Source organism: Rhizobium sp. BK275, assembly GCF_014193555.1.
Classification (GTDB): domain Bacteria; phylum Pseudomonadota; class Alphaproteobacteria; order Rhizobiales; family Rhizobiaceae; genus Rhizobium.
The window spans coordinates 443,839-462,850 of record NZ_JACHZL010000001.1; the positions used below are offsets into that span (position 1 = coordinate 443,839).

Consider the following 19,012-nt stretch of genomic DNA (forward strand, 5'->3'; position numbering starts at 1 on the left):
GCAAGACATAATGAACGGGTTGTTCCATGTTTTCCAATCCTGACCTCCTGAAGTTCATCTTCGGCCGGTTGACCCTCGACGCGATCCCGTATCACGAGCCGATCCTGGTCGTGACCTTCATCGGCGTCGTCATCGGTGCCATCGCGGTGCTGGGCATCATCACCTATTTCAAGTTCTGGGGTTCGCTATGGAACGACTGGATCTGCAGCGTCGATCACAAGAAGATCGGCATCATGTACGTCATCCTCGCCGTCATAATGCTGTTGCGCGGCTTTTCGGATGCCATCCTGATGCGCGTACAGCAGGCGGTCGCCTTCAACGGCATTGAAGGCCCCCTGCCACCGCATCACTACGACCAGATCTTCACCGCCCACGGCGTCATCATGATCTTCTTCGTGGCGATGCCCTTCGTCACCGGCCTCATGAACTTCGTGGTGCCGCTGCAGATCGGCGCCCGTGACGTCTCCTTCCCGTTCCTCAACAACTTCTCGTTCTGGATGACGACGGCAGGCGCCATCATCATCATGATTTCGCTTTTCATCGGCGAATTTGCGCAGACCGGCTGGCTCGCCTATCCGCCGCTCTCGGGTGCCGCCTATAGTCCAGGCGTCGGCGTCGACTATTATATCTGGGGCCTGCAGGTCGCCGGTGTCGGCACGACACTGTCAGGCATCAACCTGATCGCAACCATCGTGAAAATGCGCGCGCCGGGCATGACCTTCATGAAAATGCCGGTTTTTACCTGGACGGCACTCTGCACCAATATCCTGATCGTCGCTTCCTTCCCGATCCTGACCGCGACGCTCGCCCTCCTGTCGCTCGACCGCTATGCCGGAACGAACTTCTTCACGAACGACCTCGGCGGCAATCCGATGATGTATGTCAACCTCATCTGGATCTGGGGCCACCCGGAAGTCTATATCCTGGTTCTGCCGGCCTTCGGCATCTTCTCGGAAGTGGTTGCGACCTTCTCCGGCAAGCGCCTCTTCGGTTACGCCTCGATGGTCTACGCCACCTGCGTGATCATGATCCTTTCCTATCTCGTGTGGCTGCATCACTTCTTCACGATGGGTTCGGGCGCTTCCGTCAACTCCTTCTTCGGCATCACCACGATGATCATCTCGATCCCGACGGGGGCGAAGATGTTCAACTGGCTCTTCACCATGTATCGCGGCCGCATCCGCTACGAGGTGCCGATGCTGTGGACGGTCGGCTTCATGGTGACTTTCGTCATCGGCGGCATGACCGGCGTCATGCTTGCCGTTCCGCCTGCCGACTTCGTGCTGCACAACTCGCTGTTTCTGATCGCGCACTTCCATAACGTGATCATCGGCGGCGTTCTCTTCGGCATGTTCGCCGGTGTGAACTACTGGTTCCCAAAGGCCTTCGGCTTCAAGCTCGACCCCTTCTGGGGCAAGATGAGCTTCTGGTTCTGGCAGATCGGCTTCTGGTTCGCCTTCATGCCGCTCTACGTGCTCGGCCTGATGGGTGTCACCCGCCGCATGAGTCAGTTCGACGATCCATCGCTGCAGATCTGGTTCATCATCGCCGCCTTCGGCGTCGGCCTGATCGCGCTTGGCATCGCGTCCTTCCTGATCCAGATCGTCGTCTCCTTCAGGAAGCGCGAAGAGCTGCGCGACGACAGCGGCGATCCGTGGGACGGCCGCACGCTGGAATGGTCGACCTCCTCGCCGCCGCCGGACTACAATTTCGCCTTCACGCCGGTCGTGCATGATCACGACAGCTGGTACGACATGAAGAACCGCGGCTATGAGCGTCCGCTCGGCGGCTTCAAGCCGATCCACATGCCGAAGAATACCGGCGCCGGCGCGATTCTGTCCGCCATCAGCGTGGCGCTCGCCTTCGGCCTGATCTGGTACATGTGGTGGCTGGTGGTCGTCTCGGCCGTTGCCATGTTCATCGTCGCGATCGGCCATACGTTCAACTACAAGCGTGACTTCTACATCCCTGCGGATGAAGTCACCGAAACGGAAGGCAAGCGCACCAGGCTGCTTGCCGAGCAGGTGTAAGAGACCATGAGCGATCACACTATCGACACGGCCGAAAAGCCTGAATTCTACCTCACGGAAGACCATCATCCGGAGAACAGCACCAATCTGGGCTTCTGGCTCTATCTGATGAGCGACTGCCTGATCTTCTCGGTGCTGTTTGCCACCCATGCCGTGCTCGGTCGCAGCTATGCGGCCGGCCCGTCGCCGGCCGATCTCTTCGATCTGAAGCTGGTCGCCATCAACACGTCGATGCTGCTCCTCTCCTCCATCACCTACGGGTTTGCGATGCTGCAGATGGAGCGCAACGCAAAGGCGGAAACGCTGTTCTGGCTGGCCGTGACCGGCCTCTTCGGCGCAGCCTTCATCGGACTCGAACTCTATGAGTTCGTGAACCTCATCCATGAGGGCGCAGGACCGCAGCGCAGTGCCTTCCTGTCATCCTTCTTTACGCTGGTCGGCACACACGGTCTGCACGTCACCTTCGGCCTCATCTGGCTGGTCACGCTGATGGTGCAGGTATCCATGCACGGTCTGATCGAAGCCAACCGCCGGCGTCTGATGTGCCTTTCGATGTTCTGGCACTTCCTTGACGTCGTCTGGATCGGCGTCTTTTCCTTCGTTTACCTGATGGGAGTTCTTGGATGAGTTCGCAAGCACCCGCACATGAGGATGCCCACGAGGCTCACCACGGCCATAGTCACGGGCATCAGGCCGGTCACGGCACATTCAAGAGCTACGTGACGGGCTTCATTCTGTCCGTCATCCTGACCGCCATTCCCTTCTGGTTGGTCATGGCAGGCGTCTTCGAAAGTCACATTGTCACCGCCATCCTGGTGATGGCGCTCGCCGCCGTGCAGATCGTCGTTCATATGATCTTCTTCCTGCACATGAATACGAAGTCGGAAGGCGGCTGGACGATCATGGCGCTGATCTTCACGATCATCATCGTCGCGATCGCGCTGTCGGGTTCGCTCTGGGTCATGTATCACCTGAATACGAACATGATGCCGATGAGCCCTGAAATGATGAAGAACATGCCGTAACGGCTGGGGAACGGGCGGCGGCAAGGCCGCCCGTTGCGGTTTACTCATGACCGATATCTCTTCCGACCAACAGGACAGGCCGCGTTCGGCCGTTACACTTGCGATCCTTGGGCTCGGCCTTCTGGCCCTCGTCGCTGCCTTGATCGCGCTCGGCACCTGGCAAGTCTACCGGCTCTCCTGGAAACTCGATCTGATCGCCCGCGTCGATGCGCGCGTCCACACCGAGCCCGTCGTCCCGCCAGCTCGCGCCGACTGGGGTAAGATCAACGCCGCCGATGACGAATATCGGCGAGTGGCGGCAACAGGCGCCTTCGAAAACGACAAGGAGACGCTGGTTACCGCATCCACCGCGCTCGGCGCAGGCTACTGGGTACTGACGCCGCTTCGGCTTGCGGATGGCAGCGCGATTCTCATCAATCGTGGCTTCGTGCCGGCCGACCGCCGCGATCCGGCTTCACGGCCGGAGAGCTGGATTGCCAAACCCGCAAGCGTCACCGGGCTGATGCGCATGAGCGAGCCGAAAGGCATGCTGCTGCGCTCCAACGATCCGATAGCCGACCGCTGGTATTCGCGCGATGTCCCAGCCATTGCCGAAAAGCGGGACATCGCAGATGTCGCGCCGTTTTTCATCGACGCGGACGCGACGCCCAATGCCGGCGGCTTGCCCGTCGGAGGGTTGACGGTTCTCGACTTCCCGAACAACCACCTTGTCTATGCGATCACCTGGTATGTGCTGGCAATCATGGTGGCGGGGCTGCTCGTCTATATCCTGCGAAACGAGATCAGGATACGCCGGGGAAGGTAAGCGATCACCGGCCGGGACGGCAGGCGTCCCGACTTTCATGATAAAGGCGAGAACGTCACAACCCGTTCTCGCCGTCCCTCGTCACTCCTGAATCGTGGCTTGCTGTTGGGACAGGAATATCTCTCTCTGCTGTTTCCACGTTTCGAGCTTGTCGGCCTGCCTCTGAAGCTGCGCATAGAGCGGATCGCCCATCATCGCCTGGTAGTCCACTGTCGGTGGTTCGGTGACGATCGGTGGCAGCGCGGCATATTGGATCTGTGTGAGAGCCGTTCTCGATTTCGAGATCTTGCCGCCGAGCATAGCGGCGATCTGGTCCGCCCTGTCTTGAGCGAGGTCCGGTCCGTTCGTCCCATTGACACTGCCCTTCAGGACGTCCCTCAGCTTCAACCCCAATGCGTTATCGTTTGTCTGTACCCCACCGTCATTGAAAATCGTTGCCACGACCCGTCCACCGATGGATACCGTCGCATAGGGCTTGTTGCCGGGATAGTTCGACAGATCCGGCGGCTCGGGGAAATGCGTGTACTGCCTTTCCAGGTATTGTCTGTTGGCCACAATCCTCGCCGCCTCTCCTTCAATAAAGGACTGATATTCATCTTCGGGCAGTTCGGAGATGTTGATCGGCTTGAGATCGACGGCAAGTTTAGTCACGGTGATCACCTGCCCCATGAACTTGACGGTCGCCACGGACGGACGGGGATCAATAGGCTCGTCCGATTGACGCGAGCCGGTCGTCTCCGTCGTGGATTCCCGCCCGCTAGAAATACCGGAATAGACCTCTCCAGATGTCGTCGAATTTGCCTTGTCGTAACTGCTATGGCGAGTGCTGTAATAGGATGTTGGCACAATAGTCGTCATTGAAAATCCCCCACATTGGTGCAAATGCCGGGCTTCAATATATTAAAACTCTTGCGTGTAACTTGTGCTCGCCGGCTACGTGTGGATCACGGAAGGCTCCTCGAAACCAGAAGCCTCTCCGCATTAAACGATTGCCCGCCCGATCGCTTCGGCAAGCTGGGCCTGTGAAAAGGGTTTGCCGAGGCGCGGCACGTCAATGATACCGACGCCTTCGGGAATCTCGGCAAAGCCGGTCGCAAGGATGACGGGCATATCAGGCCATTCGGTCCGGATTGCGAGCGCCAGTTGCGAACCAGTCATGCGCGGCATGGCATGATCGGAAATGACGAGATCGACCTCTTCGTGGCGAAGAATATCGAGCGCATCGGCGCCGGCGGTCGCCTCGAATACGGTGTGACCGAGATCTTCCAGCATGAGGGCCGTATTCATCAAGACCAGCCCGTCGTCATCGACGGCAAGAATGCGCAGCGGTCGCGAACTGATTAAGGTCTCGGGCAAGGATTGTTCAGGCTGTTCGACCACGCATTCGGCTTGCGCGACCGGGAACCACAACTCGGCCGTCGTTCCCTCCCCGAGTCGGCTTTTCAGAACAAGCCTGCCGCCAGACTGGCCGGCAAGACCCTGCACCATGGAAAGACCGAGCCCTGTGCCCTTGCCGACACCCTTGGTGGTGAAGAAGGGCGTGGTGGCCTGCTTCAGCGTCTCTTCGTCCATACCTTCACCGTCATCGCTGACGGCGACACGAATATAATGACCGGGCGGCAGATTGCCATCCTCCGACACGACCTCTTCTGAAGCGTTGATCCTGATACGGCCGCCATCGGGCATGGCGTCGCGGGCATTGACGACGAGGTTGAGCACGGCCGTCTCGAGCTGGTTCGGATCGGTGGCGATCGCCGGCAGGCTCTCGGGAAATTCGGTTTCAAGCGAGGCGATCGGGCCGAGGGAACGCGAAACCATGTCCATCATACCGCGCAAGAGCTCGCAAACATCAATCGTCTCCACCTGCAACTCCTGACGGCGGGAAAAGGCGAGCATGCGCTGGGTCAGTGCCGCGCCGCGCTGGGCGCCGAGCATGGCATTGTCGACAAGCGGCGACAGAGCTGGGTCCTGCCGCATGCGCTTCTTGAGGATTTCGAGGCTGCCCAACACCGCCATCAGCAGATTGTTGAAGTCGTGCGCGATACCGCCGGTCAACTGGCCGATCGCTTCCATCTTCTGCGCCTGGAAAAGTTCTTCGCGGGTCCGCTCCAGCGCACGTTGCGTTTCCAGCTTCTCAGTGATGTCGCGAGTAATCTTGGCAAAACCGATAATCTCGCCGAAATCGTCTCTGATCGCGTCGATCACGATACTGGCCCAGAAGCGGGAGCCATCCTTGCGCTGGCGCCAGCCTTCCTTTTCGAACCGTCCGTCGCGGCTGGCGATGGCCAGTGCCTGCTGGGGCAATCCGTTAAGGCGATCTTCGTCCGTATAGAAAGTGGAAAAGTGTCGGCCAATGATCTCTTCCGACCTGTAACCCTTGATGCGTTCAGCGCCGGAATTCCAGCTCGTCACGTTGCCTTCGAGATCAAGCATGTAGATCGCATAATCGGAGACGCCCTGAACGAGAAGGCGAAACTGCTCTTCGCTGCGCTTCAACGCGTTCTCGGCCTCCTTGCGCTCCGTCAGGTCGCGGGTGATCTTGGCAAAACCCATCAACTCGCCGGAGGCGTGGCGGATCGGATCGATGATGACATGTGCCCAGAAGCGCGTGCCATCCTTGCGCTGGCACCAGCCTTCCCCCTCGAAGCGTCCTTCCGCCGCGGCAATTTTAAGCGCCCTGGCGGGCAGACCGGCCTCTCTGTCAGCATCAAGGTAGAAACAAGAAAAATGCTGGCCGAGGATTTCGGAAGCGCGATACCCCTTGAAACGCTGGGCGCCGGAATTCCAGCTCGCCACAAGACCTTCGGGGCTTAGCATGTAGATCGCATAGTCGGTAATCGCATCGACGAGCACCCGGAAACGCCCCTCGTCTTCAAGAGACGTATCATATCGATTCAAGGCTTCCATCTGCCCCTCTAAACGATTCACCAGCGCATTATAACGCTGGTTCGCGGGGATGGTTCCAGAGAAGGGCTGCGAATTACCTCAGACGGCTTGGCTCTGCGGATAGAAGCGTTCCGCAATACGTTCTGACGCCGAATAGGCCTGGGTGACGATCTCAGGCACGAGATCGATGTCCGGCAGACTGCCGAGACCGAGCGGACCGACGGCAAAAAGTCCATCGATCGACGAGCCGTCGTCCAGGAACGGTTCGCCGCGGGCATTGACCGCCAGGCCAAGCGCAAGCTCGTCAGGCATGGCGAGACGCGCCGCAAGCAAGCTCTGAATCAGAGGAGCGGAAAGATCCGGCGCATGACAACGGCAATCGATGATGCGTTCGGCATGGATGATCTCTTCGCTGGACGAACCGGCCGGCGTGAAGAACAGGCCGCTGAGGCCCCGGCGCCCGGCGCGGCCGCGCCTGAGCACCGTGCGGCCCTCGGCAAGCTCCCGCTTGAGGCGCAGATGCATGGTCTCGGGCAAGCGGTTGCGGTGGCTGTCATAGATGGCCCGCAGATGCCTGTTGAACTGACGCTTCTCGCGCGCCGGCAACGAACGCCAGAGCGAACGGGCGTGCCTGCGAAGACCGTTCATGACCGACTGCCAGCTCCGCCCCTCCTCTTCCGCCTCACGGCAGGCCTGGCGGATGAAGCGGACGATGTCCGGCAGGCCTTGCGGTAGCGCCTCGGCCGGGAAGACCGGATCTGCGGAATTCGGCGTGTGGCTCTGCGGCAGGAAACCGTGCCGCGAAATGATAGTTACCTGCCCGGCATAACCGGCGTCGCGAAGCTGCAGCAGCTGGTCCACGACGCGAATGCCGCTGCCGAGAAGCACCGTATGAGGACGGGCAACGAGGCGTTGCGCCCTGACCGGTGAAACCTCCTGCTCTTCGGCTTCCGATCGAGGCAGGCCGTAGCCGGTCGCGAGGATAACGGTATCGAAAAGCGGATTGGCAGGATTGGCGCTTTCGAGCAGGAAGCGGTTGCCATGGCTCCTGCGGATTGCCACGACCGGATCGCGACAGACCTGGACGGTGATATCCCGACGGGCGGCGAGCGCTTCGGAAAAGCGCTGGTAGACATAATCGCTGAAGATTTCCCTCGGCACGAAAATCTGCCGGAAGCCTGGAATCGCGGCCGGCACGGCGGCGCGGAACTCGGCATTGCTACAGAGCCAGTCGTTGAAATCGTCGGGATCGCCGAGCGAGACGGAGAGGTCACGAACGCGCGTATTGAGAATGGTGGATGACCGCGCCGAGGAGAGAGCCTGACCGCCGTTGACTGTGGAGTTCGGATCGAAAAGCTGGAGGTGGAACGGCGTGCGCACGGTGCGCATCAGCGCTACCGCCATCATCATGCCGGAAAAACCACGGCCGACGATCGCAATGCGCGGCACGGCGGAAATTTGCGCCGCCGCAGTCGCTTTCCCGGAAAAAAGTCCCTGAACCGTCATCTCAACTCCCTTGCGGCTCATCCGCACGTGTCTCGATCGAGGTTTCAACGCAGAACATCTGAAGCTCTGCGTTGGCAGGTTCATGCGGCCATGCAAAACATTCGCCGCTAAATCGGGTTCCGTCCGGAACCATTACAGGCTGGAGAAGACACCCTCACCCCGCCTCATAGTCTATCAAACTAGTCGTGTATGAAAGCGCGAAAAGCACAAGGTGGCAAGAAGTTTATTTTACCATCTGCCCAACACCCTGATTCGAAACGGAAAATGAGTCCGGCCTAAGCGAGGATTTCGGCGGTGAAGGAAAAGCGCGCCGTTTGGCCCGCAGCAAGCATCTTCGTATAGGGGCGCCCCTCCAGATCGTCCGAACCGCCATTTTCGGCGGCCGTTCCGTGCCAGGGCTCGATGCAGAGGAAGGGAGCGCCGGGCTTGGTCCAGAGCGCCAGATTCGGCAGGTTCTCGAAGCTGAAATGCATGGCCGGGCCGCCTTCGGCCTCATAACGCAGACCGAAGCCTGCACCTTCGGGGAAGATCATCGCATCCTGCTCGAACATCGAATGGTCGAGCACCAGGCTGCCGGCCCTGAAGGGCGAGGCAAGTTTCTTCGGCGAGATCAGCCCTCCTTCAAGCCTCAGCAGCGCCGGCTCGGCACCATTGTCCAGTGTAATGGTATGCGGCCTCTTTGCAGCACCCGGCAGCGGCCAGAGAAAGGCCGTATGAAAACCGAGGCCGAAAGGCAGCGGGCGGCTGTTGCGGTTGGTGACTTCGGCAGCAACGGTCAGAACCCGGCCTTCGACGCTGTGGATGACGGCCAGCAGGAAATCGAAGGGATAGACCGCCTTCGTTGCCTCTGAAGCGGCAAGCTCGTAGCGGCAGCTTGTCTCGGACGAGGATGCCAGCGCAAATTCGCTGCGACGAGCAAAACCGTGCTGGGCCATCGGCGCGCTCTGACCATCGACTTTCAGGATATCGTTCGGCGCCTTGCCGACCATCGGAAACAGGATCGGCGAACGGCCGGTCCAGAAGGCGGCGTCACCATTCCAGACCCAGGCGCGCCCGTCGCTCGATGTCAGCGACTGCATTTCTGCCCCCAGCGAGGAAATGTCGACGGTGAGAAACTCATTTGCGATCCGGACCGTGGATGACATCGAACGCCCTCTTCGTGCTGGTTGGCGAGCGGACCATACATGCCCGGCAAACGGATTTCCACTGGCGATACGGCGTTGCCAAGTTTTCGTTTTCGAGCTGAAAATTGCAGCTGCTGCGTGTGACGGGTGAAGCAGTACGGTAGCGTTACCGCCCAAGCGAGGGAGGCTCACGTAAAAATAACCAGCTGGTGAATTCTTTACTTGAACCCCCTGTCGGAATCGGCAAATGTGGGTGCGCTATCAATCCCTTCATGGATTTGCCGTCTTTCCGGGCCATCGGTCCGAGCACACATCTATTGGAAAAATACCGTGAGCAGCGATGCGTCCATACGCGCGACGAAGCCTTCGGCTTCGATGGCGCTTGCAACCGCGGCAGGGTGGGGCAAGGGCCTCTACACACTGTTCCGCATTACCGTCATGGCCTTCCGCCATCCCTGGCAAGCGGGTCTTGCCATCGGCGCCACCCTGATCGCCTCCGCCTTCCAGCTGCTGATCCCCCGCCTCCTCGGCCAGGCCGTCGATCATACGCAGGTGGCGCTTCATGGCGGCACGGTCGGACAGCAGGCGCAGGACGCGCTTCTGACGACGGCGCTGCTCCTGCTCGGCGCCAGCGTGCTGCGCGGCATCTTCACGATGATCCAGAACTACTACAGCGAGGCGGTCGGCCACCATATGGGCTACGAGCTGCGCCTCGCCTGTTACGAGAAAATCCAGCGCCTCTCCTTCTCCTTCCATGACAGCGTGCATTCGGGCGACCTCATCACCGTCGGCCTGCTCGATCTCGAAGGCGTGCGCATGTATTTCTCGACAGCGCTCGTGCGCGTCTTCCTGCTTTCCATGCTGATCGGCATCGGCGCCTACATGCTGCTGACCACGGACGTCGTGCTTGGTCTGCTGGCGCTCTCCTTCGTGCCCTTCGTCGGCTGGCGCTCTTCCGTCACCCAGCTTCGCCTCCGCGCCACCTGGCTCGACCTGCAGCAGCGGCTATCGGTGCTGACGCGCATCATGGAGGAAAATCTCGGCGGCATCCGCGTCGTGCGCGCTTTTGCGGCCCAGGACCACGAACTGTCGAAGTTCGACGAAGCCTCGAAGAATGCGCTGGAACTTGCCCACCAGCGTGTCGGTATCCGTGTCATCAATACCAGCGCCATGACCTTTTCCTTCTTCGTGGCCATGGGGCTGGTGCTGTGGGTCGGCGGCGGCAAGGTGCACTCCGGCGAGATCACCGTTGGTACGCTCGCCTCGTTCCTGACTTTCATGACCATCCTGCAGATGCCGGTGCGCCAGCTCGGCCTGATGGTCAACGCCTTCGCCCGCGCTTCGACCTGCGGTACGCGCCTTTTTGACCTTCTGGATCTTGAAATCGCCGTGCGCGACGCCCCGGATGCGAAGGAGTTGACGGTAACGGATGGCACGCTGCGCTTCGAGAATGTCAGCTTCGCCTATCCGAGTTCGCCGATGCACGAAGTGCTGCACGACGTGAGCTTCGAGGCGAAGCGCGGCGAGACGATCGGCATCGTCGGCCCGCCCGGCAGCGGCAAATCGACGCTCGCGCACCTGATCCCGCGCTTCTATGATGCGACCGGCGGCAAGATTACCATCGACGGACAGGATATTCGCAAGGCGACCCTGCAGTCACTGCGCCGTGCCATCGCCGTCGTGCAGCAGGATTCCTTCCTGTTCACGACAACGATCGAAAACAACATCGCCTATGGCGACCCCTGGGCCAAGGAAGGCCGAATCGAGCGCGCCAGTGAAAGCGCACAGCTGCACAACTACGTGCTCGGCCTGCCGACGGGCTACGGCACGGTCGTCGGCGAACGCGGCGTATCGCTCTCCGGCGGCCAGCGGCAGAGGCTTTCGATCGCCCGCGCGCTGATGCTGAAACCCGCTGTGATGGTGTTCGACGATTCGACCGCAGCGATCGATGCGGCAACCGAGCAGCGCATTCGCAGCGCCATGCGCCGCTATGCCACCGACCGCGTGACGATCATCGTCGCCCATCGCCTGAGCTCGCTGATGCATGCCGACAAGATCTTCTTCATCGAGGACGGCCGCATCGTCGAACAGGGCACGCATGACGAGCTCCTGGCGCTCGGCGGACGATACAAGGCACTTTACGATTTGCAGGTGCGACCGGGCGACGACGCTTTGAGCGCGTAAGAAACCGGCGCAGGAGGAAACAGGATGGCCGAGGAACTGGAAACCGAGCGTCCGGACGTTCGCGAGGATGGCAGACGTCCTCCGCGGGCGGTCGTCGGATCGCAGCGCGTCGAAGAGGAAATCTTCGGCAAGGTCTTCGATTCCAACATCGTCAAGCGCATCTGGGCCTTCGTGCATCCCTATCGGCGCGATGTCATCCTGTCGGTGATTTCAGTACTGGTTTTCACCGGCATGCAACTCATGATCCCGCTGATCATCCGCTACGCTATCGACCATGGCATGCAGCCAGACGACAACAGCTCGGCTTTGACCTGGGCGATCCTCGCTTTCCTGATCGCCATCCTCATCAACTACGGTGCCAGCTACTGGCAGGAAACGCTGGTCGGCGGCGTGGCAGAAAACGTGCTCTTCGATATCCGCAAGGCGATGTTCTCCCATCTCCAGCGTGTGTCGCTCTCCTTCATGGACAAGACCGAGGTCGGCCGGCTGATGTCGCGCCTGCAGGGCGACGTCAACTCGATGCAGGAATTCCTGGAGACCTGTGTGCTTTCGGTCGGCGATATCTTCCTGCTCTTCGGCATCGTCTTCGTGATGCTCTATCTCGACTTCAAGCTTGGCCTGCTGACGCTGTCGGTGTTGCCGGTGCTCTTCGTCGTCCGCCTCTTCTGGCTGCCGCTCGCCCGCAAATCCTTCATGGCAGCGCATGAGACGAACTCGGTGGCGAACGGCGCGCTGGCGGAAGCAATCCATGGCGTTCGCGCCGTCCAGAGCATGGATCGGCAGGAGGTCAACTTCACGCTTTACGATGACAAGGCGCATGCCAACCTACTGACGCATCTGACCGCGGCCCGTTACGCACAGATCATGGTGCCGATCGTCGATACGTTGACAGGTATCGCCATGGCGCTCGTCATCGTCGTCGGCGGTGCGCGTGTGTTGAACCAGGCACTCGACGTCGGTGTGCTCGTCGCCTTCCTCTTCTACATCCAGCGCTTCTTCGACCCTATCCGCTCGCTGACGCTGCAATATTCGGTCATGCAGCGCGCCATGGCCTCGGGCCAGCGGCTGACCGACGTGCTCGACGTGCCGATCGATATCAAGGATGCTCCGGATGCCAAGGTGCTCTCGCCCGACATGGACGGCTCTGTCGAATTCCGCGATGTCGTCTTCGGCTATAATCCCAAGCATCCGGTGCTCAAGCATGTGAGCTTCAGGGTCAATCCCGGCGAGACGGTCGCCCTTGTCGGCCCGACCGGTTCAGGCAAATCGAGCTGCATGTCGCTAATCCACCGCTTTTACGAAGTGCAGCAGGGACAGGTTGTCGTCGGCGGCCATGACGTCCGCGAGTTGACGCAGGATTCGCTCGGCCAGCAGATCGCCATGGTGCTGCAGGAGCCCTTCCTCTTCACGGGGACCGTTTTCGAAAACATCCGCTATCACAAGAGGCAAGCCACCCGCGAGCAGGTGATCGAGGCTGCCAAGGCTGTCGGCGCGCACGACTTCATCATGCGCTTGCCCCAAGGTTACGACAGCATGCTCGGCGAGCGCGGCGGCAATCTCTCGCTCGGCCAGCGCCAGCTTCTCTCCTTTGCCCGCGCACTGGTGGCCGACGCCAAGATCCTCGTGCTCGATGAGGCGACGGCCAATATCGACAGCTATACCGAAATGCTGATCCAGAAGGCGCTCGTGAAGCTACTCGAAAACCGTACCGGCCTCGTCATCGCCCACCGTCTGGCAACGATCCGGGAAGCCGATCGCATTATCGTGCTGCAGAATGGCGAAATCGTCGAAAGCGGCAATCACCAGCAGCTCATGAAAAACGGCAAGCTTTACTCGAAGCTCTATAACCTCAACTACGCTTCCTTCGACGATATTCCCGAGGACGTGCTAGAAGAAACGGTGACGGAATCGGCGACCTGATACCGGCAGTTGCGATTGCGCGTTTGATCCGCCGAATTCGCGCTGAGGATTTCAGTGCAAAATATAAATTGAGGCCCTACGCGCCGTTTCTTGGCGGGCTTGCCTCAAAAGGTGCAAGATTTGAACGAACAAACGCCGCCGTGGAGCATTTTATGTTCGATAGGGGCGATTTGCGACTAAGGAGAATGTTATGAAGAGAATTGTTAGCAGTCTGTTGATTGCGACGGCCCTCGTGGGCTCGGCTATTCAGCCTGCTGCGGCACGCGATCATCATCACCACGACAATACTGGCCGTGCCATTGCCGGCGGCCTGGCAGCGGGTGTCGTCGGTGGCCTGATCGGCGGCGCCATCGTCAATAGCGGTCCCCGCTATGTCGACGGCCCCCGTTATTATGACGCAGGTCCGCCGCCGCCGAGGTGCTGGTACGAGGATCGTGACGTCCGCAACCGTTATGACGGTGGCTATCATACTGAAACCGTGCGGGTCTGCGATTAGCGGCTTCGAGAATCACCTGATGCACTAAAGCGGCGTTGACCTGATCCCCGGGTTATCGCCGCTGCCTCTCGCCCCCTCGGCCGGGATTGCAGCTGCAATCCCGGCCATGCTTTTCTGGCAATTGACAAAAGCGACCGACGACATCAGTTGCGACCCATTCCTGCCACGCAGAAAATCATCATCTGTCATTCGCCTGCAAAGAACCGCCGTTAGTTGTCGTCCCGGGCAATTGCATGGCTGTGCGACATGATTGCACCTATGCAACGGGGCAGAAAAATGAACCGGGACGGATTCCTGAAACGGCACAACATTGCCAGCCGCTCCGGCGCGGCCCACGATGACTGATGGTCCTGTGAACGACGGCAAGATACCGAAGAAGGAACGAATGCGCTTCGTGAGCGCCGAACAGGTGGCGCAGCTTGCCGGTGTTTCCCGCTCGGCCGTATCGCGCACCTTTACGCCGGGAGCAAGCGTTGCGCCCGCGACGCGCGAGAAGGTGCTGCAGGCGGCTGAGGAACTCGGCTACCACGTCAACGATCTTGCCCGCGGCGTGCTGGCCAATCAGAGCCGTCTTGTCGGCATTGTCGCCACCAAGCCGGAAATCGGCTTCCGCGCCCATCTCGCCGCATCGCTCGCCAAATTCCTGATCCAGCGGGGCAGCATTCCGATCCTCATCAACACCGGCCAGACGGAAGACGAACTGCTGGCCGCCCAGAAGATGCTGATCGGCCATCGCGCCGAGGCGATCATCATCCTGTCGGGCTCGCCGCCGGCAAGCTTCTTCGAGCTTGCCCAGCGCAATGGCCAGCCGCTCATCGTCATCGGCCGTTCCGAACCGGATGCCGACCATGTGCGCGCCGGCAATTCGGAAGCCTCCCGCAAGGCGGCGACAGTCTTTTTCGAGGCCGGACGGCGCCGCCTGGCAGTTGCCGGCTCCAACACCGGCACACCGAGCATTATCGAGCGCGAAAGCGCCTTCCTGTCGACAGCCGAAGGTCTGGGCGCAGAAGTGTTCATCGGCCGCGGCGCGGATTCGGATTATGAGAGCGGCATTACCGCAGGCCGCGCCCTGTTTTCGCAAAAGGTGCGCCCCGATGCCGTCTACTGCGCCAACGACCAGATCGCTTTGGACTGATGGACTACGTGCGGCAGGAGGCGAAGCTGCGCATTCCCGAAGATGTCGCCATCATCGGCTTCGACGATGTTCCCGAGGCGTCCTGGCTGAGCTACCAGCTCACCACCTTCCGTCAGGATCCGCTGGTCATGGCACTGCGCGCCGTCGAACTCATGGAGCGGCGCCTCGGAAATCCGGACTTGCCGCCGGGTTATGAACGCGTCATTCCTGAGCTCGTTTTCCGCCAGAGCTTCAGGCTCTGATTCCTTTCCGAAAGATCCCCATGCATTGCGAATTTCCCGATGATGCCCGCTTCGTGCTTGCCAAAGACGTGATCCTTAATGCGGCGGGTAAGGCGCTCTCCTACTTCTCCGATCTCTCGTCACTGGAAACAGGCCACAAGCTGAACGGCCAGGATGTTGTGAGCCAGGCCGATAAGGCCGTGGAAGCAATGATCCGCGAGCGCATTACCGCCGCCTTCCCCGATGATGGCGTGCTCGGTGAAGAGGAAGGACTGGCAGAAGGTCCCTCCGGTTATCTCTGGGTCGTCGATCCCATCGACGGCACGAGCTGCTTCGTGCACGGCCTCGACCAGTGGTGCATCTCGATCGCCGTCATGAAGGGTAAAGAAACCGTACTCGGCCTCATCTGCCAGCCGACATCGGGCGATCTTTTCGTGGCGAGGAAAGGCGCCGGCGCCTTTCTGAACGGCAAGGCCATCAGCGTCGACAAGACCACCAGCATCGGCACCGGGCTTCTCGGTGTCGGCGCCAATTTCCGCATTCCGCTGAAGCAGGTCTCGATCTTCATCCACCTGCTGCTGGAGACAGGCGGCATGTTCATCCGCAACGGGTCCGGTGCGCTCATGCTGGCGCAGGTCGCCTGCGGTCGGCTCGCCGGCTATTATGAACCGCATATCAACGCCTGGGACTGCATGGCCGGGCTCTTGATGATCCGCGAGGCCGGCGGCTGGACCGAAGCCTTCCCCGGTAAGGGCACGCTTTTGACCGGCGGCCCGGTCATTGCCGCAGCTCCCGGCGTGAAGGACGATCTCATGCGGCTCGTCAGCGGCTCGCTGCAGGATGAATTGGCGTAAGGACCGCCGCCCTGCGGAAAACAGCCTCGGCACGTTTCGTGCCGAGGCTTTGATTTACAGGGTCGTCAGGCGCCGCGCGGCACGGCGTCATGCTCCTTGCGCGCCATCATGGTCGCGACGACAAAGACCAGCAGTGCGCCGGCGGCAAGGCAGGCGGCCAGGAAGAACATCGGTGCAATGATGCTTCCCGTTTCATCCTTGATCCAGGGCACGACGTTCTGGGCAACGAAGCCGCCGAGATTGCCGACGGAATTGATGGCGGCAAGACCGGCCGCCGCCCCCGCCCCCTTCAGGAAGCGCGAGGGCAGGCTCCAGAAGACGGGCTGCGGCGCGAAGATGCCGGCTGCGGCAATGCAAAGAAAAACGAATTGCAGCACGTGGTTCGAAACGAGTGCGGACAAAAGCAGGCAGGCAGCACCGATGAAGGCCGGAATGACGATATAGGGCGTCTTTGCCTTCGCCCGGTCAGCGGCAGCCGGCACCGCCCATAAGGCGATCGCGACGAGCACCCAGGGGATGATGTTGATGAAGCCGTTCATGGTGTTGCTGACACCGAAGGCGCGAACGATCGTCGGCAGCCAGTAGCTGAGGCCGTAAGCTGCGAGCGGAAAGGCGATGTAGCAGAGCGCCATCAACAGGACGCGGGGATCGACGAGCGCCTTGAAGCCGTTTTCGGCATTGTGGTCCATGCCGGAATTTTCGGATGCAAGCCGATTTGCGAGCCAGCCCTTCTCCTTGTCGCTGAGGAAACTTGCACTTTCGGGCCGGTCGTAAAGATAGAAGAAGGTGACGATACCGGCGATGACGGCCGGAATGCCGGTTGCCAGAAACACCCATTGCCATCCTGCATGGCCGAGCAGGCCGTCGAGATCGAGCAGCATGCCTCCAACAGGCGCGCCGACGGCATTGGCAAGGGCGCTGAAAATCATGAAGAGCCCCACCATGCGGCCGCGATAGGCCGACGGAAACCAAAGCGTCAAAAGATAGAGGACGCCGGGAAAGAAGCCCGCCTCGCAGACCCCGAGCAGGAAGCGCAGGATATAGAACATCGGCGCGTTCTGCGTATAGGAGAGCAGGATGGTGACGATGCCCCAGGAGACAAGGATGCGGGCGAACCAGACGCGTGCGCCGAATCTGTCGAGGAACAGGTTGCTCGGCACTTCAAAGAGGAAATAGCCGATGAAAAAAAGTGAGGCGCCAAGGCCATAGGCATATTCGCTCATGCCGAGCGCATCGACCATTTCGAGCTTGGCGTAGCTGACGTTCTGACGATCGATATATGCAATGAGGTAAAGGATTCCGAGGAATGGCATGAGCCGCCAGGTAATCTTCGAGATCAACTGCTGTTCGTTGACCATATAAATTCTCCAAATGGTTGTTGCTTTTCTCCTCAATAGATAGCCGCATGCCGCAGATTATCAACCGCGCCGAGCGATTGGCGGAAGCCTCCGCATTGACAAGCGATATGTCGACAGTCATGCCTAACGGAGCGGAAGCCATCCATCCTGTCGTATCTCCAGAGAGGTCATCATGACCCTGCCCTCCCCCCGCGATTTCCTGACCTTGCTCTTTTCCGCAGCCGTGCGTGCCGCTGATCCCCTGACCGGCATCACCGCTCATCTGCCGCAAAAACCTAGGGGTAAGACGGTGGTGATAGGCGCCGGCAAGGGAGCGGCACAGATGGCGCATGCGCTGGAAAGCGTGTGGGACGGGCCGCTCGAAGGCGTGGTCGTCACCCGCTACGGCTATGGCTGCGAAACGCAGAACATCGAGATCATCGAAGCCGCCCATCCGGTTCCCGATGCTGCCGGCCTTGCCGCCTCCAGGCGGCTGATGGAGGCCGTCGCAGGATTGAGTGAGGACGATCTCGTCATCGCCCTGATCTGCGGCGGCGGCTCGGCGCTGCTGCCCTCCCCGCCCGAAGGGCTGACGCTGCAGGACGAGATTCTCTTGAACGAGTTGCTTCTGGCTTCCGGTGCGCCGATTTCGGCCATGAACGTTGTGCGCAAGCATCTCTCCACCATCAAGGGCGGACGGCTGGCGGCTGCGACCAAAGCCCGCGTCGTCAGCCTGATCGTCTCCGATATTCCCGGTGACAACCCCGCCCATGTCGCCTCTGGCCCGACTGTTCCCGACAGCTCGACCCGGCATGACGCGCTTCAGATCATCCGGCAATACAGCCTCAAGCTCCCACAGGCGGCCATCGATCATCTGAACTCCCCAAAGGCCGATGCGCCGCGACCGGGCGATCCGGTCTTTGCCCGCCACGAACATCACATCATCGCCTCGGCCGGCGTATCGCTCGAAGCCGCAGCCGAGCTCGCCCGTTCTGAGGGCATAACACCGGCGATCCTGTCGGATTCCATCGAAGGGGAAGCACGCGACGTAGCGCTGGTGCTTGCGGCGATCGCCCGCGAGGTCGCCGGACGCGACCGGCCTTTCACGAAACCGGTCGTCATTCTCTCCGGCGGCGAGACGACGGTGACATTGCGCACCAAGGGCGGCAAAGGCGGCCGCAACGGCGAATTCGCACTCGCCCTGGCGCTTGCGATCGACGGGTATGACGCCATTCACGTGCTTGCCGCCGACACTGACGGCATCGACGGCTCGGAGAACAATGCCGGCGCATTTTCCGACGGTGGTACCGTCAAGCGGCTGCGCGCTGCCGGTCTCGACCCGCGCCGCGTGCTCGACGGCAACGACAGCTATTCCGGCTTCAAAGCCATCGGCGACCTGTTCGAAACCGGCCCGACCGGCACCAATGTCAACGACTTCAGGGCAATCCTGATCGCCTGACTGTTCGTCTACGCAAGATCAGGGTGGTCA

General features: G+C 60.5%; 14 protein-coding genes and 1 pseudogene. 10 read left to right on the forward strand and 5 right to left on the reverse strand.

The genetic code is table 11. The features are described from left to right. The first annotated feature begins 26 nt into the window (after window positions 1-26). From cyoB to FHT82_RS02025, 4 genes are read left to right on the forward strand one after another with little or no spacing between them, the layout of a single operon-like run. Window positions 27-2,030 carry a cytochrome o ubiquinol oxidase subunit I gene (gene cyoB, locus FHT82_RS02010; RefSeq protein ID WP_183725834.1) on the forward strand — a complete coding sequence of 668 codons (2,004 nt, stop codon included), beginning with the start codon at window positions 27-29 and terminating at the stop codon, window positions 2,028-2,030. A gap of 6 nt (window positions 2,031-2,036) precedes the next feature. After that, a complete protein-coding gene (cyoC, locus tag FHT82_RS02015; RefSeq protein WP_183725836.1) occupies window positions 2,037-2,657 on the forward strand; it encodes a cytochrome o ubiquinol oxidase subunit III in 621 nt (206 codons plus the stop codon). Next, window positions 2,654-3,055 (forward strand): cytochrome o ubiquinol oxidase subunit IV, encoded by a 402-nt coding sequence (gene cyoD, locus FHT82_RS02020; protein ID WP_183725838.1) that lies wholly within the window; start codon window positions 2,654-2,656, stop codon window positions 3,053-3,055. Before cyoC ends, cyoD begins: the two co-directional genes overlap by 4 nt. Before the next feature lie 46 nt (window positions 3,056-3,101). Next, a complete protein-coding gene (locus FHT82_RS02025; RefSeq protein ID WP_183725840.1) occupies window positions 3,102-3,860 on the forward strand; it encodes an SURF1 family protein in 759 nt (252 codons plus the stop codon). A gap of 81 nt (window positions 3,861-3,941) precedes the next feature. On the opposite strand, the gene FHT82_RS02030 is transcribed toward FHT82_RS02025, so the two are convergent. The 4 genes from FHT82_RS02030 to FHT82_RS02045 all read right to left on the reverse strand — a co-directional run bounded on the left by FHT82_RS02030 (window position 3,942) and on the right by FHT82_RS02045 (window position 9,397). Continuing rightward, complete coding sequence (locus tag FHT82_RS02030) at window positions 3,942-4,718, reverse strand: hypothetical protein (RefSeq protein WP_183725842.1); 777 nt, start codon at window positions 4,716-4,718, stop codon at window positions 3,942-3,944. A gap of 123 nt (window positions 4,719-4,841) precedes the next feature. Then, on the reverse strand, window positions 4,842-6,767 hold the full coding sequence (locus tag FHT82_RS02035) for a PAS domain-containing sensor histidine kinase (RefSeq protein WP_183725843.1): 1,926 nt from the start codon (window positions 6,765-6,767) through the stop codon (window positions 4,842-4,844). A gap of 78 nt (window positions 6,768-6,845) precedes the next feature. Then, window positions 6,846-8,252 (reverse strand): FAD/NAD(P)-binding protein, encoded by a 1,407-nt coding sequence (locus FHT82_RS02040; protein ID WP_183725845.1) that lies wholly within the window; start codon window positions 8,250-8,252, stop codon window positions 6,846-6,848. A 275-nt stretch (window positions 8,253-8,527) separates the two neighbouring features. After that, the gene (locus FHT82_RS02045) at window positions 8,528-9,397 is read right to left on the reverse strand and encodes an aldose 1-epimerase family protein (protein WP_183725846.1); all 870 of its coding nucleotides are present in this window, start codon (window positions 9,395-9,397) and stop codon (window positions 8,528-8,530) included. Between the two features lie 201 nt (window positions 9,398-9,598). Here FHT82_RS02045 and FHT82_RS02050 point away from each other — a divergent pair, with 201 nt between their 5' ends. The 5 genes and pseudogenes from FHT82_RS02050 to FHT82_RS02070 all read left to right on the forward strand — a co-directional run bounded on the left by FHT82_RS02050 (window position 9,599) and on the right by FHT82_RS02070 (window position 16,186). Continuing rightward, window positions 9,599-11,560 (forward strand): ABC transporter ATP-binding protein, encoded by a 1,962-nt coding sequence (locus FHT82_RS02050; RefSeq protein WP_183725848.1) that lies wholly within the window; start codon window positions 9,599-9,601, stop codon window positions 11,558-11,560. A 24-nt stretch (window positions 11,561-11,584) separates the two neighbouring features. Then, window positions 11,585-13,480, forward strand: a complete 1,896-nt coding sequence (locus FHT82_RS02055) for an ABC transporter ATP-binding protein (protein WP_183725849.1) — start codon at window positions 11,585-11,587, stop codon at window positions 13,478-13,480. A gap of 190 nt (window positions 13,481-13,670) precedes the next feature. After that, window positions 13,671-13,976: a hypothetical protein gene (locus FHT82_RS02060; RefSeq protein ID WP_112546130.1), complete on the forward strand. Its 306-nt coding sequence runs from the start codon at window positions 13,671-13,673 to the stop codon at window positions 13,974-13,976. A 337-nt stretch (window positions 13,977-14,313) separates the two neighbouring features. Beyond that, a pseudogene (locus FHT82_RS02065) lies at window positions 14,314-15,353 on the forward strand (LacI family DNA-binding transcriptional regulator). A gap of 20 nt (window positions 15,354-15,373) precedes the next feature. After that, window positions 15,374-16,186 (forward strand): inositol monophosphatase, encoded by an 813-nt coding sequence (locus FHT82_RS02070; protein ID WP_183725851.1) that lies wholly within the window; start codon window positions 15,374-15,376, stop codon window positions 16,184-16,186. Between the two features lie 65 nt (window positions 16,187-16,251). Here FHT82_RS02070 and FHT82_RS02075 read toward each other — a convergent pair whose 3' ends face one another. Then, window positions 16,252-17,544, reverse strand: a complete 1,293-nt coding sequence (locus FHT82_RS02075; protein WP_183725853.1) for an MFS transporter — start codon at window positions 17,542-17,544, stop codon at window positions 16,252-16,254. Window positions 17,545-17,716: 172 nt separating this feature from the next. On the opposite strand from FHT82_RS02075, the gene FHT82_RS02080 reads away from it, so the two are divergent. After that, window positions 17,717-18,982, forward strand: a complete 1,266-nt coding sequence (locus FHT82_RS02080; protein ID WP_183725855.1) for a glycerate kinase — start codon at window positions 17,717-17,719, stop codon at window positions 18,980-18,982. Window positions 18,983-19,012: the final 30 nt, after the last annotated feature.